Genomic DNA, 22048 nt, shown 5'->3' with positions numbered 1-22048 from the left:
GGAAGGCCCTTGATTACCGTCACCAACCTGACCAGACACTACGGTGAAGGCGATGCCCGGGTAACGGCACTGGCCGGGGTATCACTGGAAATCCGTCGCAACGAATTTGTTGCCGTCATGGGCTCGTCCGGCTCGGGCAAATCCACCCTGATGAATATTCTCGGCTGCCTCGACCAACAGAATTCCGGCGAGTATCTGCTGGACGGGCGCTCCATTGGCAGCCTCGACGACGATGCCCTGTCAGCCCTGCGCAATCGCCATATCGGTTTTATTTTTCAGACCTTCCACCTGTTGCCGCGCCTCAGCGCACTGCGCAATGTGATGTTGCCGCTGCGCTACAGCGACGTCGACGAACAGACCGCGCAACAACGAGCGCAAGAGCTGCTGCAACGGGTGGGGCTCGGCCACCGCCTACAGCACAAACCCTTTGAAATGTCCGGCGGCCAGCGCCAAAGGGTCGCCATCGCCCGCGCCCTGGTCAACAATCCCAAGGTCATTTTCGCCGATGAACCAACGGGGAATCTCGACAGTAAAACTTCCGGAGAAATTCTCGAACTATTGAATGGCCTGCACCGTGAAGGGCAGACCATCGTCATGGTCACCCACGAAGCGGAAATCGCCGCGCACGCACAGCGCATTATCCGCATGAGCGACGGCAAGGTGGTGGAGGATGCGCAGTGCAACGCGTGAACCGACATTACCTGGCTATCGCAGTTAGCCTGCTACTTCTGCCACTCTCTCCTTCGGCAGTTTTTGCCGCTGACCTGCCGCTGCTGCTTTCCGGCGAAGTGCGCGCCCGCAACAGCCAGCCCTTTCTCGCGCCCCTGACCGACAACTGGCGGGTGGAACTGCAGTGGCTGATGCCGGAGGGACAGGTTGCCGAGCCGGGCGAGATCGTTGCGGTATTCGACGGCGCCTCCCTACAGGGCAGTATCGATACCGAAACAGTGTCCCTCACAACTGCACAGGAAAAACTCGAGCAGGAAACCAGCCAGCACGGGGAAATCGTACTTACCCAGCAATACACGCTCAAAAAAGAACTCTTGCTGCTGAAAAAAGCGCAGATCGATGCCGCAATTCCCGCAAAGTACCTGAGTACCGTGGACTACGACTCCTACCAGGTCAGTGTCGTCGAAGCCCAGACCAGCGTGAACAAGGCTAAAGAAGCCCTCGCCCAGGCAGAACTCGCGCGGGATGTTGCGTTGACCAAACAGCGCATCAATATTCGGCGCTCCGCAGCAAAACTGGCGCTGCTGGAAGAGCGGCTGGCGCAAATGAGCGTGCGCGCCGAGCGCCGCGGCCCGGTGGTATACGGCAAACATCCCTGGACCGGCGAGCGGGTTTTTGTCGGTATGACAGCACAACCCAACTGGGTCATTGCAGAAATTCCCGCACTGCAAGATCTTTACGTGGAAGCCTGGCTGCATGAGGTGGACACCGACAGAGTAACGTCCGACATGCCCGCCGTACTGGTCTTCGATGCTTACCAGGACTCACCGCTTCAGGTAACCGTTAGCGAGATGGCAACACAACCGGAAAAACGCAAAGAGCTGGGACCCGCACTGTTTTACCGGCTGGCATTCAGCTTCGAGGAATCGCCGACGTTCGAATTACTGCCGGGAATGGGCGCGAGAATCGAGATAGGGGGAACACCGTGATCTCTCCCTTTATCGCCAACCAGTTGCGCAGCTCGATCTCTCTATCGCACATAATTCTTGCTCTTTGCGTGTTGTGTACAGCCTGCAGCAAAGCCCCTGAACATAACCACGCGGGAAAAGCCCGTCCGGGAAACGCCTCAACACCGGTAGCTGAACGCCCTACATTCACCGGTGAACTGGAATCCAAACAGGCTGTGCAGTTAGCCCCACCGTTTATCGCCCGCATGTGGAACTACAACATAAAAACCCTGACGGCGGAAAACAGCCACGTTAAAAAAGGGGAGCTGGTTGTATCTTTCGATGACAAAGCCATCAGCGAACGATTGCAGGACAGACTCGCAGAGCTGCAACAGGCGCGCAGCGAACAGGAGAACAGACTCCAGCAGGAAACCCGCAGTGAGCGCGAGGATGCACTGGCCATCGAGGAAAAACGGGCAGAGTACGAAAAGGCACGCCGGCGCGCGGAAATTCTCGATCACTCCATGTCCCGCAACGAGCGCGAAAAAGCCCAGATCGACTTCGAGATCGCCAGCAACGAACTGGAGCTCGCGCACGCACTGGCCAAACTGCACCGTAAAACCGGTGCCCTGAACACCTCCCTGGCGGAGCGCAAGGTGCAGCGGCTGGAAAGCGAGACCCAGACCCTGCAGGGAGAAGCGGACAAACTGCAGCTTTACTCGCCCATCGACGGCCTGGTGCAATACATCCCGAACTGGGATGGCGAAAAACCGTCGCAGGGGGACTCGGTACGTTTCGGCCAACCGATTATTCAAATATCCAACCTGAGCCGCCTGCATGTGCGCGCCGTGGCCGATGAGGTCGACAAGACACTGCTTACCGAAGGCACACCGGTGAACATCAGCATCGATGGTGCCCACACACGTTCACTGCGTGGCCATATCAGTGAGCTCGGTCGTGTGGTGCGGGACCGGGCCCGCGGCGACCGTCGCCGGGTGATCGACCTACTGGTAGACCTGGAACCCGGCGAAACCGGGCTGCGCCCGGGGATGATGGTCGCAATGACCCTGACCGACACCTCCACCGAGCTCGATACCATCGAGGATACCGCTCATGCCCGCGACGATGGCGCGACGGCGGCAGTGGCATCGCCAGAGTCCGCTGAAAACACGGGCAAGGCGCCATGACCCGCCAAACTAGGGGACACAAGCCCCCGTGCGCGCTACTCCAGCTGTTTGCGTTGTGCGGTGTATTACTCAGCGCCTGCACAGAAGCCCCACAAGAGCAATTGCTCTACCGGGTGGAACCCCGTAGTGAGGCGGCACTGGTCTCCGCACAGGGTGAGCTGGAAGCCGCCGTGTCCACCGCCATTGTTGCCCCGGTATCCGGGCCGCCGAAATTTATCGCCTGGCTGGCTCCGGAATTCTCACGAGTGCGCAAAGGCGAGGTCATCGTCCGCTTCGGTGGCGAGCAGATGCGTACCGAGCGCCGCTGGACGGAGGACGACCTCGCGCTATCACAAGAGGACCTGCGAGAAAAACGCGGCGCGGTCACTACCGAGCAGAGCGCCGTATTGAAAGATATGCAGCAGGTTTCCGCGGAAAAGCAGTTTGCGGAAAAATTTGCCACCGACGATCAGCGCCTGAAATCCCGCCTGGAAATTCTCGACGACCAGCTGGATACACGCTTTCTCGGCGCCAAGCTGGAATTTCTCGACTGGCAGCGTAAGCGTTTTTCCGAAACCGCAGAGCGGGAAATCGATGTACTCGCGGTACAGGAAACCAAGCACACGGAAAAACTCGCCCGCCTGGATGAGGGGCTCTCGGCGCTGGAAATAACCGCTCCTCACGACGGACTGTTAACCTATGAAGCGAATTGGCGGGGTGAAAAACCCCAGCCCGGCAAACAGGTCTGGCCCGGGCATAAAGTGGCTAATTTACCGGACGTCCACACCATGCAGGCACGCTTGTATGTATCCGATCGCGACGCTCGTGGGCTGAGTAAAGGTCAACCGGTCACTCTGCGGCTCACCACCATGCCCGACCATCAGTTTGCGGCATCGGTAAAAAGCGTCAGCCCTGCCCCCAGCAATATCGAAAAGGGCAACCCGCAGAAATTTTATGAAATCGTGGCCGAACTGGAACAGCAGCAGCCGGAGCTGTACAAACTCGGCCGCGCCGTGCGCGCGCAGATCCAGGTGCGACCCGCCGAGCCCCGTATCGAAATCCCCCTGCAGAGCCTGTTTCAGGACGACCGGGGAACCTTCGTCTATCGCTATCAAAATACGCAGTTTGAACGCCAGCCGGTCACCACCGGAGCCGCCACCCCAGACCATATCGAAATCCTCCACGGGCTGGCCAAGGGAGACAGGGTCGCGCTCTTTCCGGTAACGCCGGCACAGGTACCAGACAGCAACGGGAGCACACCGTGAGCGATAAGACCAGCAACGGGACAGCCCTCGCTCACAGACCCGAAGAAACCTCAACGGGCTTACCCCACTTGCGTGATGGAATCCGGGCTTTATTGATCACTTTCCGCGAAGCCCTGGCTGAATTGTCGCAACACAAGTTGCGCACCCTGCTCACACTGCTCGGTATGATTTTCGGCGTGGGTGCGGTGATCGCGATGCTGAACATCGGCAAGGGCGCCGAACAGGAAGCCCTGCGCATGATCGAAACCATGGGGCTCAACAATCTGATCGTTTCGAGCAGGGTCCCGGCAAAGGATGAGCTGTATGAACAGCGCAAACAATCCGCAGGTCTGAGTCTACGCGACGGTGAGGCGACCCTGGCGACACTGCCATTTATCCGCACGTTTTCGGCTCAGAAAACCGTCGACACCTATACCCTGCTAAGCGCTCATGGAAAAAGTGACGCGGCGGCGATCGGCGTCAATCCCGGATATTTCACCCTGTCCCCCTACCGACTCGATGCCGGACGTCTGCTCTCTGCGGAGGATGAAAGCAGCCTCGCCCAGGTCGCCGTGCTCGGGGAGGAAGTGGCAAAGCAGTTGTTCCCCGCAGAAAACCCCATCGGCGGCCGGGTGAAGATCAATCACCTGTGGTTTGAAGTGGTCGGAGTCCTGGACTCTCCCTTTATCGAGGACACCGAATTCGAGGGGGTGCGCCTGGGGGCGGACAAAGACCAGATTTTTATCCCTTTCGCCACCGCGATGCAGAGATTCACTCACGCCATGCTGGCGCCAGAGGTCAGTGAAATCAAATTCCAGCTGGTCACGGATACCGATGCCAACCAGGCCGCGCGGGCCATCGCGCACCTGTTGGAGCGCCGACACAACGGCGTACAGGATTACACCCTGGTGGTACCCGCGGCGCTGATGGCCCAGAAAATGGAAACCCAGACCATTTTCAATATTGTGATGTCCTGTGTTGCGGGTATTTCACTGCTGGTCGGGGGCATCGGCATTATGAACATCATGCTCGCCACGGTGCTCGAACGCACCCGCGAGATCGGCCTGATGCGTGCCGTGGGCGCAACGCAGAAAGACATTCGCAATCAGTACCTGGTGGAGAGTTTTACCATTGCGATACTCGGCGGCCTGATCGGCGTGCTGTTCGGATTGATACTGTCAGAAATTATCGCACTCTACGCCGGTTGGGCAATCGCCTGGTCCCTGCGGGCCATTCTGCTGTCGTTCACCGTGTGCGCGCTGATCGGCCTGCTGTTCGGGGTCTATCCCGCCATCAAGGCATCGAAACTGAATCCCATAGATGCGCTGCAGAGTGACTGACACCGAGCACAGCCAGCTGCCGCAGATTACTTAACAAGTCCAGTGGCGGCACCGCTACCGGGTACGGACTTGCTGCCTTCGCCCATAACACGGCTGAATTAAACAGAGTTCAGCCCGTCGCAGATGAATTTATTTTTCCGGATACAACAGGTAAGGCTGGCGGCGCTGTTGGAAGGCCGTAAGTTGCGGCTGCCACATGGCCCGGATTTCTTCCGCGCTATTCCCGGCAAGCACTGCCTTGCGCAGTTTGTCGGTTCCCGCCAGCTTGTCAAAAAATGCCGCGCGCGCAAAAAAATCCTCGGGCTTTTCCCCCGTGCGCCCCGCCCAGTCCAGCAGTGGAATCAAACTGAACCGGCTGCGCGGATCCGCATCACGCAGATCATCGCCATGCAGCTCGCTGCCGTTGTGCTTGGGGTTTTCACTGGCGCCCGGTAGCGGTCGCGGCGTAAATACAAAACTACCCTTCACATCCGCCGGATGCCCCAGCGCCTGGAATGGGAAGCCGGTACCGCGACCCACACTGACACTGGTGCCTTCAAAAAGGCCCAGAGAGGGATACAGGCGGATAGACAGATCGTTGGGCAGGTTCGGTGACGGCCGCACCGGCAGACTGTACGCCATCTGCTTGTGGTAACCGGCTACCGGTATCACCGTCAGCTCGCAGCGCTTGTTGCCATCCAGCCAGCCTTCACCATTGATCATCTGCGCCAGCTCGCCCACCGTCATGCCGTGCACCAACGGTATCGGGTGCATGCCGACAAAACTCTTGAACGGCGCTTCCAGCACCGGGCCGTCCATGTAGTCGCCATTGGGATTGGGGCGGTCGAGCACCATCAGTGGCAGCCGGTGATCGGCACAGGCCTGCATCAGGTAATGCAGGGAGCTGATATAGGTATAAAAGCGCACGCCGACGTCCTGAATGTCGAACAGCAACCAGTCCAGATCCGCGAGCTGTTCGGCACTGGGCGCGTAGTTTCCGCCGTAAAGGGAGGTGATGGGTAAACCACTGGGGCCATCCACTCCGTCTGCCACCTTGCCCCCGTTTTCCACATCGCCGCGCACCCCGTGTTCCAGGGCAAATATACGTTTTAACGGCACACTCTTATGACGCAGGTAATCAATCAGATGGGTGTCACCGACGCGGGAAGTCTGGTTGACCACAAGACCCACCTGTTGTCCCCGCAGCAGCGGTAAATACTGCTCCGGCTGCTCCGCACCGGTACGGATTTCCGCAGGCGTGACATTGGCAGGCCGCCCGGCAGTTTCGCTATCTGAACCCTGTCCACAGGCCACCAGTGCGCAGAGCGCAATCAACAGCAATGGAGAAAAAAAAGCTTTCACGCCCATGCCTGCCAGGCCTCTGTGGATTCAGAATCCTGAGCCACCCGCAACTCGGCAACTGCGGCAGTCGCTTCGCACTCGGTGAGCACACGCAGAGCGGGCAGCGCCCCCACTCTGCGCAGGCCATGCATTTCCAGATCTGCACGTTCGCTGGTGAAGGCAATGATCGCATCGAGAATTTCCGCACTGATCCGCTGCCCGGGAACCAGCAGCGGAATACCCGGCGGGTATGGCACCACTTCGTCGCAGGCGATACGACCGATCAGCGCCGCCCGTCCCTCGCCCTGCCAGGTCAGCTTTTCACCGCGGGCAAAGTAAGCCCGGCGCGGCAGTGCATCGATACTGCTCAGTGGCGGCAGTTTCTGACCCCGCTGGGAGATGACATACGCGGTAGCATCCGCTTGTCCCGCGTCTTCCGACAAACGCCGCAGTGCCTGTTTCAGGCGCAATACCTTGCTCTCGGTGGTACCGATGGTGACCAGGAAAGACAGGGTATTGTGGGTATTCTTTTCTACCTGAATTCCGAATTCGGCAAACAGGCGGGCTTGCGCTGCGGGCGCGGATACACCCGCGCAACCGACATCGATAGTGACCTTGGTGGGGTCGAGGCGAATACCGTCGGCGGCGAGATCCGGCCCGCACAGATCCTCCGCATTCAGGCTGCGAAAGGCCGTACTGTCATCCACAAAACGGCGAATTTCGTCGGCAAACGCCAGAGTGCGGCTCAACACCGAATAGCCTTCAATACTCATCTGTTTGCGCGCCACATCCAGGCTGGCAATCATGCCGTACTGCGGGCTGGTGGAGGTGTGCATATTGATATCTTCACGGAACCCGGCAGTGTCAAATACCGATGCTTCGGCGCTTTGGTGACTGCCGCCGTCGCGCTTGCGCCAGGAAAAATCGCCCACGTGAATCATGCTTGCCTGGGAAAATGCCGACAGCATTTTATGGGTGGACTGGGTAACAAAATCTGCTCCGCATTCCAGTGCCGTGGGGCGCAGTTCCGGATGGAAGCGCCCGTGGGCATACCAGGCCTCATCAATCAGTACGAAAATTCCCGCGGCGTGGGCGCGATCGATAATCGGCTTGAGGTCATAGCGCAGGCCGTCATAAGTGCAGGATGTCAGGACCAGCAAGCGCGCGCCGGGGTTGGCGTCGATCGCCGAGAAAATTTCCGCCTTTGGCACCGGCCCGTAAATACCGTACTGCTGGTTAACCGATGACTCCAGATACACCGGCAGCGCGCCACTGATAATCATCGCGTGGTGCACAGACTTGTGACAGTTGCGGTCGACGATCACGCGATCACCGGCGCGCAACAGATGCTGCAGCACTATCTTGTTCGAGGTGGAAGTGCCATTGGTGACGAAATAACTGTGTGCCGCGCCGAAGGTTCGCGCGGTACTCTGCTGTGCCTGGTGGATCACACTGATGGGATCCATCAGTGAATCCAGCATTTTTACACTGACCGACAAATCGGTATTGAAAATATGCTCGCCCATAAAGCGGTAAAAATCGGCAATCCACGGGCTGGTGCTGAGACTGTCGCCGCTGGAATGTCCCGGGGTATGCCAGGAATCCCTGGCCGCGTACACATATTCCCGCAGGGCGTCGGCGAACGGCGTGCTGATTCGCTCCAGCAGAATCCGCCGCAAGGTGCGGTACACCACGCCGTAATTGGACTCGGCGCGGGAGATGACACACTCGAAGTTATCCGCCCGGGGCGAATCGGCATCGGTCAACAGCACGCAATCAATTTCCGCACGCTGCCGCTGCAGCGTCTGTCGTGTCGACTCGATGGCTTCACTGCTTGCGCCAGTGTCGTCCACCACCACCACCTGGGTTTCGCCGCAGCGAAGATGATCTGCGAGCCCTTCGCTGTCGGTATGGTGAAAGGACAGCGCCAGCGGCGCATCGGCGTCATTGTCAGCCAGAGGCTTGAGCTCCGCTACCCAGCGATCGCCAAATTGGGCATCCGCGGTGAATAGCAGCACCCGGCATTGATTATTTTTCAAGGCTTTCTCCCGCTCACAACATCAGGTAGCCGAGGGCAATAAAGCCAACGGCACTGATCGCACCGGCACGCAACGCATAGGGCAATTGCGTGCGCACGTGCTCGATATGCTCGGTACCCGCCGCCAGTGAAGACACAATGGTGGTGTCGGAAATGGGCGAGCTGTGATCACCGAAAATCCCCCCGGAGAGCACCGCGGCAACAAACAGTACCGGGTCCGCACCGAGAGCCGCAGCCACCGGAATGGCAATGGGCAGCATGATCGAAAAAGTGCCCCAGCTGGAGCCGACGGAAAACGCAATCAGACCGGAAACCACAAACAGCACCACCGGCAGCAGCGCAACGGGAATAGAATCCCCCACCAGTCCCGCCACATACTGGCCCGTGCCCAGAGCTTTGGAAACGGCTCCCAGCGCCAGCGCCAGGGTCAGAATGATCGCCAGCGGCAACATACGTCCCGCACCTTCCATCCAGGTATGACTGAGTTCATCCAGGGTCATACTGCGCTGCAACAGCACCAGGATCGACACCGTGGCCAACGCCATCAGCGACGCCCACAGCACCGAGGTGGAGCCGGAGCCCTTGAAGATTTCCCCATCGCCGGTAATCCACAGACTCAACGGCATGGCCAGAATCAGTACCACCACCGGCAGAAACATGTTCAGTGCGCGGGGTTTGATATGGCTTTTCTCCCCCATGCTGGCAAGGATATCAATACCGTCGGCGTCACCACTGCTGGTGCGCGCCTGTACCTCAGCCATAGGCCCGGGGTTGTAGTCGCGGGCGATGGTGTACGCGGTCAGCGCCACCGCGGTAATCGCGTAGAGATTGAGGGGAATACTGGCAAGCAGCACTTTCAGTGGATCATCCACCCCCAGCCCATCGAGCAGACCGAGGTTGAACGCGCCCCAGGCATTGAGAGGAATCAGCATGCAAATCGGCGCGGACGTGGAATCAATAATGTAGGCGAGCTTCTCCCGCGCAACGCGGAAGCGGTCGAACAGCGGCCGCGATACGGTGCCCGCCACCAGCACGGTGATGTTGGATTCGATAAAAATCACAATCCCCACCAGCCACGCCATCCACTGCGCGCGCTTGCCGTTGGTAACCCAGCGAATACGCTCGAGGAAATGCACGAATCCGCTGACCGCACCACAGCGCTCCAGGGTGACAATAAAGGCACCGATCACCAGGGTAAACATGACCACGCGAGCATCCCCGGTGTTGGCGAGAATCGCCAGCACACCGTCCAGCGCTTCCGCCAGTGACGGGAAAATTCCGGAGCCATTGAGCAGGAAAAATCCCAGCCAGATACCCGCAAACAATGCCAGATATACCTGGCGGGTCAGAAGGGCAAGGCCGATGGCCACAAACGGTGGCAACAGAGTGAGCCAGGTGAGATCGGACATAAGTCAGTAATTCTTTTTAGGTTTTATATATTTTTATGAGTTCGAGCGCCTTTCCGTCAGCTCAGACGACAACCTGATCGCGCAGCACCAGGGTACCGGCGTCGCCGTCCAGTTCCGCCTCGGCGCCGACGGGCACGACGGTCTGGTCTTCCACATGGCCAAACATCAGGCCCCGCACCACGGGAATACCGAGATCCGCACAGCGCTCCCGCAGAACGTGTTCCATGCTGAAGGTGTTGCCGCTGGTCTCCGCCTCGGTGAACTTGCCAAAGGCGATGCCGGCCACCTGCTGCAGTTTTCCCGCCAACCACATCTGCGTCAGCATGCGATCCACCCGGTAAGGCGCCTCGCCCACATCTTCGAGAAACAGAATCTTGCCGCGGAAATCCGGGCAGTATGGCGTACCCAGCAGGCTCGACATCAGCGTGAGGTTGCCACCTATAAGACGGCCGCGGGCGCGACCACCGGAAAAACGGGTAATGCGGTTTTCCCGTTCCACCCGCCCGGGCGCCGCGTCCTCGAAGGGTGGCGGTGCGCCCAGGGGCACCGGGCGCTCGCCGTGGGCGAGGACTTTCTGGTATTCCGAGTAGGTGTAATCGGTAAAGTTCTGCGCGGCGATGGGACCGTGAAACGTAATGACGCCGCTGCGGTGATAGATGGCATTGAGCAGTGCGGTGATGTCGCTGTAACCCAGCAGCACTTTCGGATTGTTGCGGATAGCGGCGTAATCCAGCAGCGGCAGAATACGCGGGGTACCATAACCGCCGCGCAGGCAGAACACCGCATCCACTTCCGGGTCGGCAAACATGGCATTGAAATCCCGCGCGCGCGCCTCGTCAGGCCCTGCCAGATACTGGCTGCGCCGGTACAGATTCTCGCCCTCTTTCACCTGGAACCCGAGGGACTGCACCACCTCGCTGGCAAAACGGATGTCTTCGTCTTCCCACACATTGCTGGCCGGCGTAACCAGCCCCACAGTCATACCCTTTTGCAGGCGCCGGGGGCGCAGCAGGTCCTTGCCAAGGTTATCTGCACTGAACCCCGCTGCGGCCAGCTCGCTGCCGCCGCCCTGCGCTGCACTGGCATTCGAAGCGCCACCCGCCGCCGCCAACAGCGGTGCGGCCACCAGGGATTGAATCAAGTTGCGCCTGTGCATGGGAGACTCCTGTTCGTTCTCGTTATTTGTTATTCGATCTATTTGTTATTCAGTTTATTGGGCTCACTCGTTTAATGAACCGTGCTAACCCGTCAATGTTTTGCAGCTGATATTTCGTTTTCCGGGTCAACCCCGTAATCCCCCGCGCGGGATGGCTCGATCTGCGGCAACACTTTCTCAAAGCGCAGGTCATGGAAATCGTAACTGAAATCCACGCCACGGGATTTGGGCTGCATGGTCAGTACCAGGGTGCCCGATTCATCGCGCTCCGCCATCATCCAGGCATCCGCATTCAGGCTGCGGTCATCCCAGTGCAGGGCCCAGACACCATCGCCGGCACCGGTGAGGGTACCGCTCAGGCGGGGAGATTTCCGTGCGCGCCAGCGCAATGTGTCGCCCTCGCGCGCAACGCTCATATCGCCGAACCAGGGATCGCGGTAGTGCCCGGCAAGTTCCGCCGCGGACACCGCCGCATAGCCGGCGGGCGGGGCCAGTTCCTCGGCTTCAACCGCTTCCGCCGGCGCGCCGTAGAGGTCCTGGAAATACGCCAGCCAGTCCTGTTCTGGGGCACCCAGGTAGGGCTTCAGCAAACCGTAGATCAGCGCCTGACGGGCCGCGCCGGCACTGCGGTTCATCAAAACCACCAGCGCCAGATCCTCCTCCGGTACGACCGCCGCCCAGGCGTACATGCCGGACAGGGAACCGGTGTGGTGAATCACTTTTTTGCCGTGCATATCCTGTATCCGCCAGCCGAGGGCATAGGCATAAAAATGGCCACCGTCGCGCGCGGCGCGTTCGGCCGAAAACGGCATCAGGGTTTCCGGCTGCCACAAGCGGTCGCGGGTTTCAGTGCTGAACAGTTGCTCGCCGCCGGGCGTTTCCCCACCCGCCAGCAGTGTGCGCAACCAGGTGAGCATGTCGCCGGCACTACAGTGCATACCGCCGGCGGCGGCGAGGACGATGGGGTCGTAGCCGGCAAGGTTGGGGGTATCCACCACCAGTCCGGACGCCCCCCCGTCAATCGCTTCCAGACGGTGGGGATCGGCAAGATTGTTGCGGGCATCCGCGGGGACCGGGCCGGCATAGCAGTTATTCAGGCCCATGGGTGCCAGCAGCCGCTGCTGCACAAACTCTTCATAGCTCTGGCCGGATACTGCGGCGATCAGTTCGCCAGCGACGATATAGAGCAGATTGTCGTAGGCGTAATCCGCACGAAAACTGCCGGTGATGGGCAAATGGGCCAGTCCGGCGAGCACATCCTGGCGGGAATACGTATTGGGCTGCGGCCACAACATCAGATCGCCGGCACCGGGACCCAGCCCGGAGCGATGGGTTAACAGATCCACCACGCGAAATTCACCGCTAACCCAGGGGTCCCCGAGGCGAAATTCTGGCAAATAGTCCACCACACGCCCATCCCAATCCAGCTTGCCCTCTTCCACCAGTAACCCCAGGGCGGTGGTGGTAAAGGCTTTGCTGGTAGAGGCCAGCTTGAACAGAGTCTGACCATCCACCGGACGCGGACTGTCCACGTTGGTCACACCGAATCCGCGCAACAGAAGCGGTTCACCGCGGTACCAGATACCCACTGCGGCGCCGGGCACCTGCTCCTGCTCCAGAACCCGTTCGATATAGGCAGTGGCGCTGTCACTGTCCAGGGGCGGGCGATCGCACCCGGTCAGCATCAGCGCCGCAGCGGAACACGTGAGTACCGCGGCGGAAAATAATCGGGTGGCATGGGGGCGCATAGGTGAGTCCTCCGGCGCTTGCAAATACGGTGCACAATGAAACCCATTCGGGCTTGACGGGACGCAAACCCCAGAATAATTTATCAATCATGGTTTTTTAAGTAAAAAATAAATTATTCCGGGCATTTCTCGCTATCGCCCGCGTAAAACGGAGCTCCCGTGCACAATCCCCGCTCGCCAGTCAAAACCCTGATCGCACTGACCATCTTCTCAATGGGCGCCACGGCGCTGTCACCACCGATTTTCGCGGCAGATCTGAGCGAAATCCGGCAAAAAGTGGACCAGGGCCACTACCAACTGGCCAGGGCAGAAATTGAGGCCCTGCTGCAACAGGGAAGTAGCAATCAAAGGATGGAAACGGTGGGAAACGACACAGAAGATCGCAGCAGCACCACGGATAATCTGGCACTGGCATTCGAAGCGGAGCGCATGCGCCGCATTGAAATGGAGTTCACCATCAAACCGGAAGCATTGCTGGCTTCGATCCAGCGCTATATTCCCGATGCCAGTGAAGCCGACATCCAGTCCTGGAACGCCGCCGGACTGCTGGAATACAAGATCATCAACGGCGAGCGCCGCTACTTCAACAAGGCGGCCTACAACTTGGTGCATATCTCCGATACCGCGGCCAAGCGTAGCAACGACTACCGACGCTTTACCGACAAGGCGCCACTGTACCGCCTGCACCCACACCACTCCGCGGTGATCGGCGCGGAAACACCGCTGCGCCAGCGTATTGAAGTGGAGTACACACTGACGGTGGATGCTGATGCGGTACCCGCCGGAGAAACCCTGCGCGCCTGGCTGCCCTTCCCCCAGCAGCGCGAAGGCCTGCAGGAAAATGTTTCACTGCTCACCAGCACCCCGGAAACACACCGGCTGGCACCGGCCACCCAGCCCCAGCGCACTATCTATCTGGAAAAAACCGCGCAACAGGGCGAGCCCACCGAATTTCGCGTGCGCTACGCCTACGACAGCCTGTCTCGCTACACCGCAATCGACGCAGAGAAAGTGCAGCCGACAAGCGTCCCTGAAGTGGCAGAATTCCTCAGCGAGCGGGCGCCCCATATCCAGTTCACCCCCGCTCTGAAAGCGCTTTCCGAGCGCATCGTGGGAGACGAGCGCAACCCCTACCGTATCGCACAGAAACTGTTTGCCCATGTAGATCAAATTCCCTGGGCCGGCGCCCGCGAATATTCCACCATCCGCAATATCAGTGCGTACGCCGCCGAGGCCGGTCACGCGGATTGCGGCCAGCAGACGCTGCTGCTGATCACCCTGCTGCGGATGAACGGCATCCCGGCGCGCTGGCAGTCAGGCTGGGAGTTTTCCCCTGAAGGTTTCGACACCATGCACGACTGGGGGGAAATCTATCTGGCGCCTTACGGCTGGCTGCCGATGGATGTCACCCACGGCCTGCTGGACAGCGAAAAGGAGGCGGAGCGCTGGTTCTACCTCGGCGGAATCGACAGCTATCGCCTGATTTTCAACTCCGACTACAGCCGCCCGTTTGTGCCGGCAAAACAGCACTTCCGCTCGGAGACCGTGGACAGCCAGCGCGGCGAAGTGGAGTGGCGCGGCGGCAATCTGTACTTTGATCAGTGGGACTACGATATGCAGTGGAAACTGGTAGAACCGCAGCAGAACGCGCAGCGCTGACACAAGCCCGCAACCACAAAAAAGCCGCTGTACCACAAATCGGTACAGCGGCTTTTTTGGGGAAGATACATCCCGCCAGAAATACGCAGTGGTTAAAAATATTCAGTGATTACTGCGCAACAGGCCGCTGATCAGGCCTTCAATCACGTGCAACTGGGCCGAGCGGAATAGCAGGCGCTGCAGATCCTCGTCATCATCCGGGGGGACAACATACAGGCGGATATCCGAATGGATACTGGCCGCGTTGTAGTTGTAGCGGGTGAGACTGAGGACTTTGACTCCCTGCTCGCGGGCGCGGTTGGCCACTTCCACCAGAGACTCCTCACCACCGAAATCACACAGAATACACAACAGGTCTTCGTCCTGCAGGGAGCCGGCTATGCGCTGCTGTAGCTTGCCACCCTCATCGAACACCGCCCAGCACCCAAGCTCCAGTAATTGGTGGGTCAGGTAGCGCGCAACGGAAACAGAACCGGGACAGGCGGAAATCTGGATACAGCGGGCCGTGCGAATGGCTTCTACCGCCGCGGTGAGCTGCTCCACTTCATTGATGCTGACAGTATTCTCCAGCACTTCGAGCTTTTTCTGCCCCAGCTGGCTGAGCGGGCTGTCACTGGCACCAAAGGGACGCGCCCCATCCTCACCGCTGCCATTGGCCATGCCGGAACCGGCGTAGGACTCGTACACCGCAAGCTTGAGACTGGGATAACCGCGGTAACCGAGCTTCTGGGAAAATTTCACTACACTGGACTGGCTCACCCCCACCGCATCCGCGAGCTGGGAAGAAGAGTAGTCCCGCAACAGCTGGGTATTCTCCAGAATGAAGTCCGCCAGCTTGCGCTCGTTTACTGACATCTGGTCGCGCATCGCGCGCATTTTCAATAAGCAGGTCATGGTGTCCGTATCGCTCTGCAATGCCGGCGGGATTACGCCAGCAACTGCAGGCCCTCGATCCTTTCAATACCCAGGCCGGGCGTTTCGTTGAGAATGATATCCGCATCCTTATAGGTCGCGCCACCAACTACCGGGTCATGTACGCACAGGGATGGTACATCCAGATCCAGTTTCGATACGATCGGCGCTTTCGCCGCGGCCATATGCGCCGCAGCGGAAACACCGATGCTGGTTTCCAACATACAACCCACCATGCACTCCACATCGTAGAGCCCCGCCAGGTCAGCAATTTTCAGCGCGTTGGAGATACCCCCGGTTTTCATCAATTTGATATTGATGATGTCCGCCGCGTGCCGCTGGATCACATCCATGACTTCGTGGGGCCCGAAAATACTTTCATCCGCCATGATCGGCGTTTTCACCCGCTCGGAGATATAGCGCATACCCTCCAGGTTACTGGCTTTCACCGGCTGTTCCACCAATTCCAGCAGCACACCGGCTTCTTCCAGCCCGCGAATTGCCAGCACTGCCTGCTTGGGACTCCAGCCCTGGTTGGCATCCAGGCGCAGCAGCGCGCGCCCTTTCACCGCGGCGTACACCGCCTTGATACGCTCGATATCCAGGCCGATATCCTTGCCTACTTTCAGTTTGAGAATTTCAAAGCCGCGCTCGACCGCGCGCTCTGCATCCGCAACCATTTTGTCGATGTAGTCGACGCTGATGGTGATATCGGTGGTCAGACTGTTCTCGCCGCCGCCCAGAATCCGGTACAGCGGCGTTTTGTAGCTCTGCGCAAACAGATCGTAGAGGGCAATTTCCACCGCCGCCTTGGCACTGGTGTTGTTGATCATCGCCCCCTGGATCTGGCGTGTCAGGCTGTTGAGGTCCGCAACATTGCGGCCCAGCAGCAGTGGTGTGAATATCGTGCGCACCGCCTCGATCACCGAACCGTGAGTATCACCGGTAATCACCGCGGTGGCCGGCGCGTTGCCATAACCAATATGCCCGGTATCGGTTTCCAGCATCACAACCACGTCTTCCACACACTCAACGGTGCGCAGTGCGGTTTTGAATGGGGTCACCAGTGGAACCCGCAGCATACCCAGCTTTACGTCTACTATCTTCATGGTGATACCGCTCAAATTATGGATTTAATGGCATAGATACCATCGACAAAGCTCTTCTCCCGATTGAGATAGAGCGGGGTCAATGGGGTGACCGACACCCCGGATAACGTGCCGCGATAGAAAACCTTCTCAGCGTTGTCCGCACTTTCCCCAGTGCCGTGGGTATCACGGGTATCGCGAGTATCGAGAGTACCGCGGGTATCGTAGTAACTGAGACCCGTCACGTCGTGAATCACGTAGGGTTCGCCATCCACTTCGCCCAGATACATCATCACGTGCCCGGGAATGTAGATCAGGTCCCCTACCGAAAGCGAAGCCAGCGCTTCGCGCCGGGCCTGATCATCCCCCTCGGCAAAGGTACGGGTCGGAGCAAAGGCACTCTTGCCCTGCTGGCCGGAGTTGCGCGGCATTACGATACCGAAGGACTTGTACACCTCGCCGACAAAGCCGGTGCAGTCGCGACCGTTGTAATCGTGCCCCCAACCGTAACGCTCGCCGAGAAACTTGAACGCCTGTTGCAGCACCAGTGTCGGGTGATAGGACAGTGGCCCCGCATTAACATCCTGCCCGCGGGCAATCAGTGTGGGAACAAATTCCAGCGCGCCGCTCTCCCCACGCACCGGCAGGGAAACAATATGGCTCGCGTGGGGATTCTGTCCATTGACCTTGTGCCCGACTTCCTCCGCACTCATCAGCGGCAGGGTCACGCCCATATCCAGAGTGACCCGGGAGGTGCGGCGATCTTGTGGATTGAAATTGGTGTGCACCTGGGCGCCGGTCACGGTCAGGCGGGGCGTCTGGTGAAACCAGTTGTCAATCGCGTGTTTATCACCGAGCACTACTGCATCTTTCGGCAGCCACGCCGCGTAGTGGTAGTTCACAGCAAACCACCATTCGCCATCAGCGCTCTCATGCAGAATCGCCAGGCGCTGTCCGGGGAAAACGCCAGTTTCCTGAAAGCGGTCCAGATCCTGATCATCGACATTTTTAAAAACCCGGGTAAACGTAGGGTAACTGCGCATACTCGCCCGCGCCACCACCAGCCCCCAGCGCACCGCGACCTCCGCGGGCACCTGCTGCCGCTGTACCGCACTGTCCAGCGCAGCGTAATCCGCCTCGGTCACTGCACTGCCATCGGCAAAAAAACGTGGAGCCGACGCTGGACGACTGACGCCGTCAATCAACTCGATGACTTTCTGCTGCGACAGGTGCTGGGGAAATTCATCCAGGTTATTGAGGTAATCGCCACGGTTAAAATTGGTGGTGTTGAACTGCTGGATTTGCGAGAGGTTCATACGCAACGCGTCGTTTTGCACCCGCTGCTGCCAGAAACTGGCACTCAGCATGGCTTCCTCAATCAGGGGGACGTCGGTGACATATTCGATCGCGCTGGGCACGGCAGCTACACCGGTCTCCACACCGGTCTCCACACCGGTCTCCACACCGGACGCGGCGCCGTGCACACGAGCGTTTTGCGAGTGTTCACCACACCCACTCAATACCAGCCCTATCAGGCCGGCTATCAGAATTCCGTTCAGCCGCACCGGGACCTCCTTAGTTCGGTTGCCACCCGAATAGTAGCCGCCATCAACTTCGTTTTCTCTATTAACACCAACTATTAACGCCTGGCTCATCAATCGGACCCGTTACTCTGCAGCGGGATTTTTCCAATATTCGCTGAGACTTTCTCAACAGAGCTCATAATTTATAATCGAAAATAATTCCCAAGGAATAAGATATTCCAAAAACAGATTGTGCAAAAAAAAATCCAGATAATCGACCCCTTGCCGATAAAAAATACAAAAGGAATCGATAAATAAATCCGCTACTTACACAAACATACCGCGAATATAAAAATGCCCCGACAAAGCCGGGGCAAAACAGAGGTCCAAGGAAATTCCTAATGGACGATACTCAAGCTAAGCTACAAATCGCGAATCAGAGATCAAAACCGAACGACAGCTGAATACGGCGAGGATCATAGTAACTACGCGCCTCACCGAACTCCTCACTGCTAACGTACGGCGTCATGTTATAACCGGTCTGACGGTCGAACACGTTGAAAATATCCGCACGGAATTTCATGGTGTAATCACCAAACAGCTTGAAGTCCTGGGTGTAGTTCAAATCCATCTGCCAGTGGCTCGGGCTGCGACGACTACCAGCGCGCTCGGCATAACGAATGGTATCGGAACTACGTCCATAGATTGAGCCATCCCAAGCTTCCCAGGGCTGTCCGGACTGGAACGTGAAGAACGCGCCGACATTCGCTTTCCAGTCCAGGGTGTAATAACCGAAGACTTTCAACAAATGGGGCTTGTCACCACGCAGGGTACCGTCCTTGAGGTCCCAGGTGTACTGGCCATAGTCATCTGCATAATTGGAAGAACCAATAAACAGGTTGTCATCGTTGGCACCAGAGGTATTGTCCTGGTCAATGTTTCCTGTGTACTGGCTGTATACGTAGGACGCATTCAGGTAACTGTTATCGCCATACCACTCTGCTTCCAGAGCCAACTCCCAGTACTCGGTGTAAGCCCCGTCCATTTCCGCGATCACGTAACTGGATCCGTAGATTTCACCATCTCCGGTACCGGCGACACCATCCGCACCGTAACGATAGTTATTCAGGTCGGGAAGGTATGGACCAAGGGCTTCGATGTCCGCGGGCACACAATGCTCGTTTACACCATCACCATCGAAGTCGCCGTAACAGCCCTCATCGGAACGCGCCCAGTTCCAGGTATCTTCCCAGAAGTGAGATCCTTCGCGATAGCGTACATGGGCGCGGGTTGCGAGGCGCTCACCCCAGCCCTTGGTGGTACCAATGGTAAGTTCATCAACCCGGCGGGGCTGCAGACCTTCCTGAAACATTTTACCGGAGGAACCGCTGGCCGGCTCATAGCCCAGATAATTGCCGTCTGCATCCCAGGCAACCTCGAGCTGTTTCTGGGTGTTTCTGTCCCAGGAAGCCGCTCGGGCCAACGAGCTCGCCTGCGGATTGTATTGGGCGAAGTTGGCAAAGACAGTATCTTCACCGTTATACGCCCAGGTAACACCGAGGCGCGGCTGGATCATGTCTTTCCAATCGATATTGTGCATTTCGTACTTGTGACCCGGAGCCAGCTCAAACCCGGAATAGTTCGCGGAATTTTCCTTCAACCCCTGGCCGTAGTAAGTATCCTCACTTACCAGTATGCCAACATTAAAGGTCAAATCATTCCAGGTAATAACGTCGTTGATTTCGAAGTTATTGGCTTCGGTATAGGAAACAATGGATGAAACGGCGCTTCCGCTCTCATTCACAAAGCTCATCTGTTCGGTCTTGGAACGGAAATAGACGGCCTCGCCACCTTCGGTGAACTCCTCACCGCCCACATACTCAATCTGTCCCCAGCCATTGGAGCGGCGCCAGAGGTCTTCTTTACCTTCAGACCACTGATAACCGAGATGCAGCTCGTGACTGGTCGCACCGATCTCAAACCGATGCTCAAGGGCCATCTCGAAACCTTTGCGATAGAACCCCTGGGTACTTATATCCCGGTATCCGCCAACAGCACCGCCACCTACACGCTGCCCGTCGCTGATATAACCGTATTGGTCGATCAACTGTTGCGCCACCACGTTGTCATAATCGGCGTTGCCCAAATCCAGATTGGGAACATCGAAATATCCCATCTGATCCAGGTTTGCTATATCCAGAGCGCCTTCGTACTCAGGCTGAACGGCAAGCAGCGTATCCGGACGCCCGCCGGATTCCTGGGCGAAATCACTGTACTGGAAGGTAAATGTGGTGGCGTCACTGATAATCCAGGAACCATCAAAGGTGATGATATCCTGAGTTGCGCTCTCACCATTGGAAACAGAATCGTCTTCAAATTCACTAATCGAGACGCCTTTACCCAGGCGGTCAGAGGTGCGGTAACTGGCATTGAGAAGGATGTCTTCGGTAACCGCATACGTCAGCTTGCCGAAATATTCATCGCGCTCACTGCGATAATCCTTGGTCGGGCCGTACGCCGTTTCCTTGTTGTCGCGGGTTTCTCTGGGCCCATAGTAAGAACCGTAGAAAAACAGCGTATCTTCGATCAAAGGACCGCTGACATTGGCGGTAAGCCAGCTGTATTCGGTGTCTTCCTGGATACCATCTTCTTCGGGCTCGGAAAGACTGGAAGGCTGAATTCTGTAGTTAAAGCTGCTCTTGTATTCATTGGTACCGGACTTGGATTTGGTATCAACGCTGACACCACCGGCGCGGTTAAAACCGACCGCGCGGGCACCACCGCGATCTACCGAAACCTGTTCGATATCCTGGCTCGACGGTTCGGCGGAAAGGGTACCGAACATTGGCAGGGTTACATTAACGCCGTCGAAAGCGTAAGTGTTGTCCTGGCCACTACCACCCGCATTGGGGCCGCGGGTGGCGTCTGCGGTAAGCTGAACGCCCGGGAGCAGCTTCATCACATCGCGGTAGCTCTGGCCAACGGGCAGTGCGTCGATGACATCCGCCCCAAAGGCATTGGAGAGAGACGCACCCCCACCAACCATTTCGATCTTCTCACCGAGAACGGCCACTTCTTCCAACTGGCCGGCATCGCCATCCATCATTACGACGGAAATATTCGAGCGCTGATCCAGCAGCACCCGGGCCTGCACTTTACGGGTAATTCCGTCTTCGGTAGTAAAAGTCAGGGTATAGGTACCCGGAATCAGCGCCGGCAACCGGAAGTCACCGTCAGCATCGGTCTGCACTGTTCGGCTTTTTGGCATCACCGGGCTGGTGGCGGTTACTGTTACACCTGCCGCTTCTACCTTGTCATCGAGATAAACCGTTCCCTCGATACTTCCTGACTGCTGAGCGGCAACAGATACTGAAAACAACACGCCGGCCACGGCCGCGGCGGTACGTGACAGCGTCGTCGATGTCGCCCTCTGGAGCGAGGAGCTCAATTTCGTTTTCTGGAACATGGATGGCCTCCCAGGCAATTATTTTTTATGGCTTTCTCCGGGTGTGGAGCGTCCGATCACAGATCGAAGGTTCCTCTCTCAACGCTCTCTTGGCAGTGTCTGTTTTTTGTAAATATTAAGGCGACGTGGCGACCAAAGTGATAAACCTGTCACACTGCACTACCAATCAGGAATAAGATATTCCAAGCCTGATTCTGCTGAAAAAATTCGTCAGATGCGATATAGGAATGATAAAAAATTCAGAAAAATATACAAGAAAGTCACAAATTGCGCGAATGAATGGCTAAATTCGGCCAGATTTTTATAACAACAGCCGTAGGTCTATCACTTTGATGCCGAAATAACATAACCTCACGAATAACC

General features: G+C 57.9%; 15 protein-coding genes. 6 read left to right on the top strand and 9 right to left on the bottom strand.

The genetic code is table 11. From position 1 onward, the window contains the following. Positions 1–9 precede the first annotated feature (9 nt). The 5 genes from PVT68_RS16295 to PVT68_RS16275 all read left to right on the top strand — a co-directional run bounded on the left by PVT68_RS16295 (position 10) and on the right by PVT68_RS16275 (position 5366). Positions 10–690, top strand: coding sequence for an ABC transporter ATP-binding protein (locus tag PVT68_RS16295; RefSeq protein WP_280319920.1), 681 nt, complete (start codon positions 10–12; stop codon positions 688–690). After that, entirely contained in the window at positions 678–1658 is a 981-nt protein-coding gene (locus PVT68_RS16290; protein WP_280319918.1) for an HlyD family secretion protein, read from the top strand. The genes PVT68_RS16295 and PVT68_RS16290 overlap by 13 nt, the downstream gene beginning before the upstream one ends. Before the next feature lie 194 nt (positions 1659–1852). Beyond that, positions 1853–2803, top strand: a complete 951-nt coding sequence (locus PVT68_RS16285; RefSeq protein WP_280319916.1) for an HlyD family secretion protein — start codon at positions 1853–1855, stop codon at positions 2801–2803. Beyond that, entirely contained in the window at positions 2800–4047 is a 1248-nt protein-coding gene (locus tag PVT68_RS16280) for an efflux RND transporter periplasmic adaptor subunit (protein WP_280319914.1), read from the top strand. The genes PVT68_RS16285 and PVT68_RS16280 overlap by 4 nt, the downstream gene beginning before the upstream one ends. Before the next feature lie 92 nt (positions 4048–4139). Continuing rightward, entirely contained in the window at positions 4140–5366 is a 1227-nt protein-coding gene (locus tag PVT68_RS16275; protein WP_280319911.1) for an ABC transporter permease, read from the top strand. Between the two features lie 129 nt (positions 5367–5495). On the opposite strand, the gene PVT68_RS16270 is transcribed toward PVT68_RS16275, so the two are convergent. From PVT68_RS16270 to PVT68_RS16250, 5 genes are all read right to left on the bottom strand, one after another. After that, positions 5496–6707: an exo-beta-N-acetylmuramidase NamZ family protein gene (locus PVT68_RS16270; protein WP_280319908.1), complete on the bottom strand. Its 1212-nt coding sequence runs from the start codon at positions 6705–6707 to the stop codon at positions 5496–5498. Continuing rightward, positions 6704–8725, bottom strand: coding sequence for an aminotransferase class I/II-fold pyridoxal phosphate-dependent enzyme (locus tag PVT68_RS16265; RefSeq protein ID WP_280319905.1), 2022 nt, complete (start codon positions 8723–8725; stop codon positions 6704–6706). Before PVT68_RS16265 ends, PVT68_RS16270 begins: the two co-directional genes overlap by 4 nt. 13 nt (positions 8726–8738) lie before the next feature. Beyond that, on the bottom strand, positions 8739–10133 hold the full coding sequence (locus tag PVT68_RS16260; RefSeq protein ID WP_280319902.1) for a Na+/H+ antiporter NhaC family protein: 1395 nt from the start codon (positions 10131–10133) through the stop codon (positions 8739–8741). Positions 10134–10194: 61 nt separating this feature from the next. After that, the gene (locus tag PVT68_RS16255; RefSeq protein ID WP_280319899.1) at positions 10195–11289 is read right to left on the bottom strand and encodes a S66 peptidase family protein; all 1095 of its coding nucleotides are present in this window, start codon (positions 11287–11289) and stop codon (positions 10195–10197) included. A 92-nt stretch (positions 11290–11381) separates the two neighbouring features. Further along, positions 11382–13037 carry a serine hydrolase gene (locus PVT68_RS16250; protein ID WP_280319897.1) on the bottom strand — a complete coding sequence of 552 codons (1656 nt, stop codon included), beginning with the start codon at positions 13035–13037 and terminating at the stop codon, positions 11382–11384. 159 nt (positions 13038–13196) lie between these two features. On the opposite strand from PVT68_RS16250, the gene PVT68_RS16245 reads away from it, so the two are divergent. After that, positions 13197–14696, top strand: a complete 1500-nt coding sequence (locus PVT68_RS16245; RefSeq protein ID WP_280319894.1) for a transglutaminase-like domain-containing protein — start codon at positions 13197–13199, stop codon at positions 14694–14696. A 102-nt stretch (positions 14697–14798) separates the two neighbouring features. On the opposite strand, the gene PVT68_RS16240 is transcribed toward PVT68_RS16245, so the two are convergent. The 4 genes from PVT68_RS16240 to PVT68_RS16225 form a co-directional block, all read right to left on the bottom strand. After that, positions 14799–15590 carry a MurR/RpiR family transcriptional regulator gene (locus tag PVT68_RS16240; protein WP_280319892.1) on the bottom strand — a complete coding sequence of 264 codons (792 nt, stop codon included), beginning with the start codon at positions 15588–15590 and terminating at the stop codon, positions 14799–14801. Positions 15591–15622: 32 nt separating this feature from the next. Continuing rightward, complete coding sequence (locus PVT68_RS16235) at positions 15623–16717, bottom strand: dipeptide epimerase (RefSeq protein WP_280319889.1); 1095 nt, start codon at positions 16715–16717, stop codon at positions 15623–15625. 11 nt (positions 16718–16728) lie between these two features. Next, positions 16729–18261, bottom strand: a complete 1533-nt coding sequence (locus PVT68_RS16230; RefSeq protein ID WP_280319887.1) for an SH3 domain-containing protein — start codon at positions 18259–18261, stop codon at positions 16729–16731. A 394-nt stretch (positions 18262–18655) separates the two neighbouring features. Further along, complete coding sequence (locus PVT68_RS16225; RefSeq protein ID WP_280319884.1) at positions 18656–21685, bottom strand: TonB-dependent receptor; 3030 nt, start codon at positions 21683–21685, stop codon at positions 18656–18658. Positions 21686–22048: the final 363 nt, after the last annotated feature.

It is taken from the genome of Microbulbifer bruguierae (genome assembly GCF_029869925.1).
In the GTDB taxonomy this organism is placed as follows: domain Bacteria; phylum Pseudomonadota; class Gammaproteobacteria; order Pseudomonadales; family Cellvibrionaceae; genus Microbulbifer; species Microbulbifer bruguierae.
This window is presented reverse-complemented; position numbering and strand designations above follow the sequence as displayed.

Coding starts and splice junctions, on each gene's coding strand:
- PVT68_RS16280 (WP_280319914.1), top strand. CDS start 2,800: ATGACCCGCCAAACTAGGGGACACAAGCCCCCGTGCGCGCTACTCCAG.
- PVT68_RS16260 (WP_280319902.1), bottom strand. CDS start 10,133: ATGTCCGATCTCACCTGGCTCACTCTGTTGCCACCGTTTGTGGCCATC.
- PVT68_RS16255 (WP_280319899.1), bottom strand. CDS start 11,289: ATGCACAGGCGCAACTTGATTCAATCCCTGGTGGCCGCACCGCTGTTG.
- PVT68_RS16250 (WP_280319897.1), bottom strand. CDS start 13,037: ATGCGCCCCCATGCCACCCGATTATTTTCCGCCGCGGTACTCACGTGT.
- PVT68_RS16240 (WP_280319892.1), bottom strand. CDS start 15,590: ATGACCTGCTTATTGAAAATGCGCGCGATGCGCGACCAGATGTCAGTA.
- PVT68_RS16235 (WP_280319889.1), bottom strand. CDS start 16,717: ATGAAGATAGTAGACGTAAAGCTGGGTATGCTGCGGGTTCCACTGGTG.
- PVT68_RS16225 (WP_280319884.1), bottom strand. CDS start 21,685: ATGTTCCAGAAAACGAAATTGAGCTCCTCGCTCCAGAGGGCGACATCG.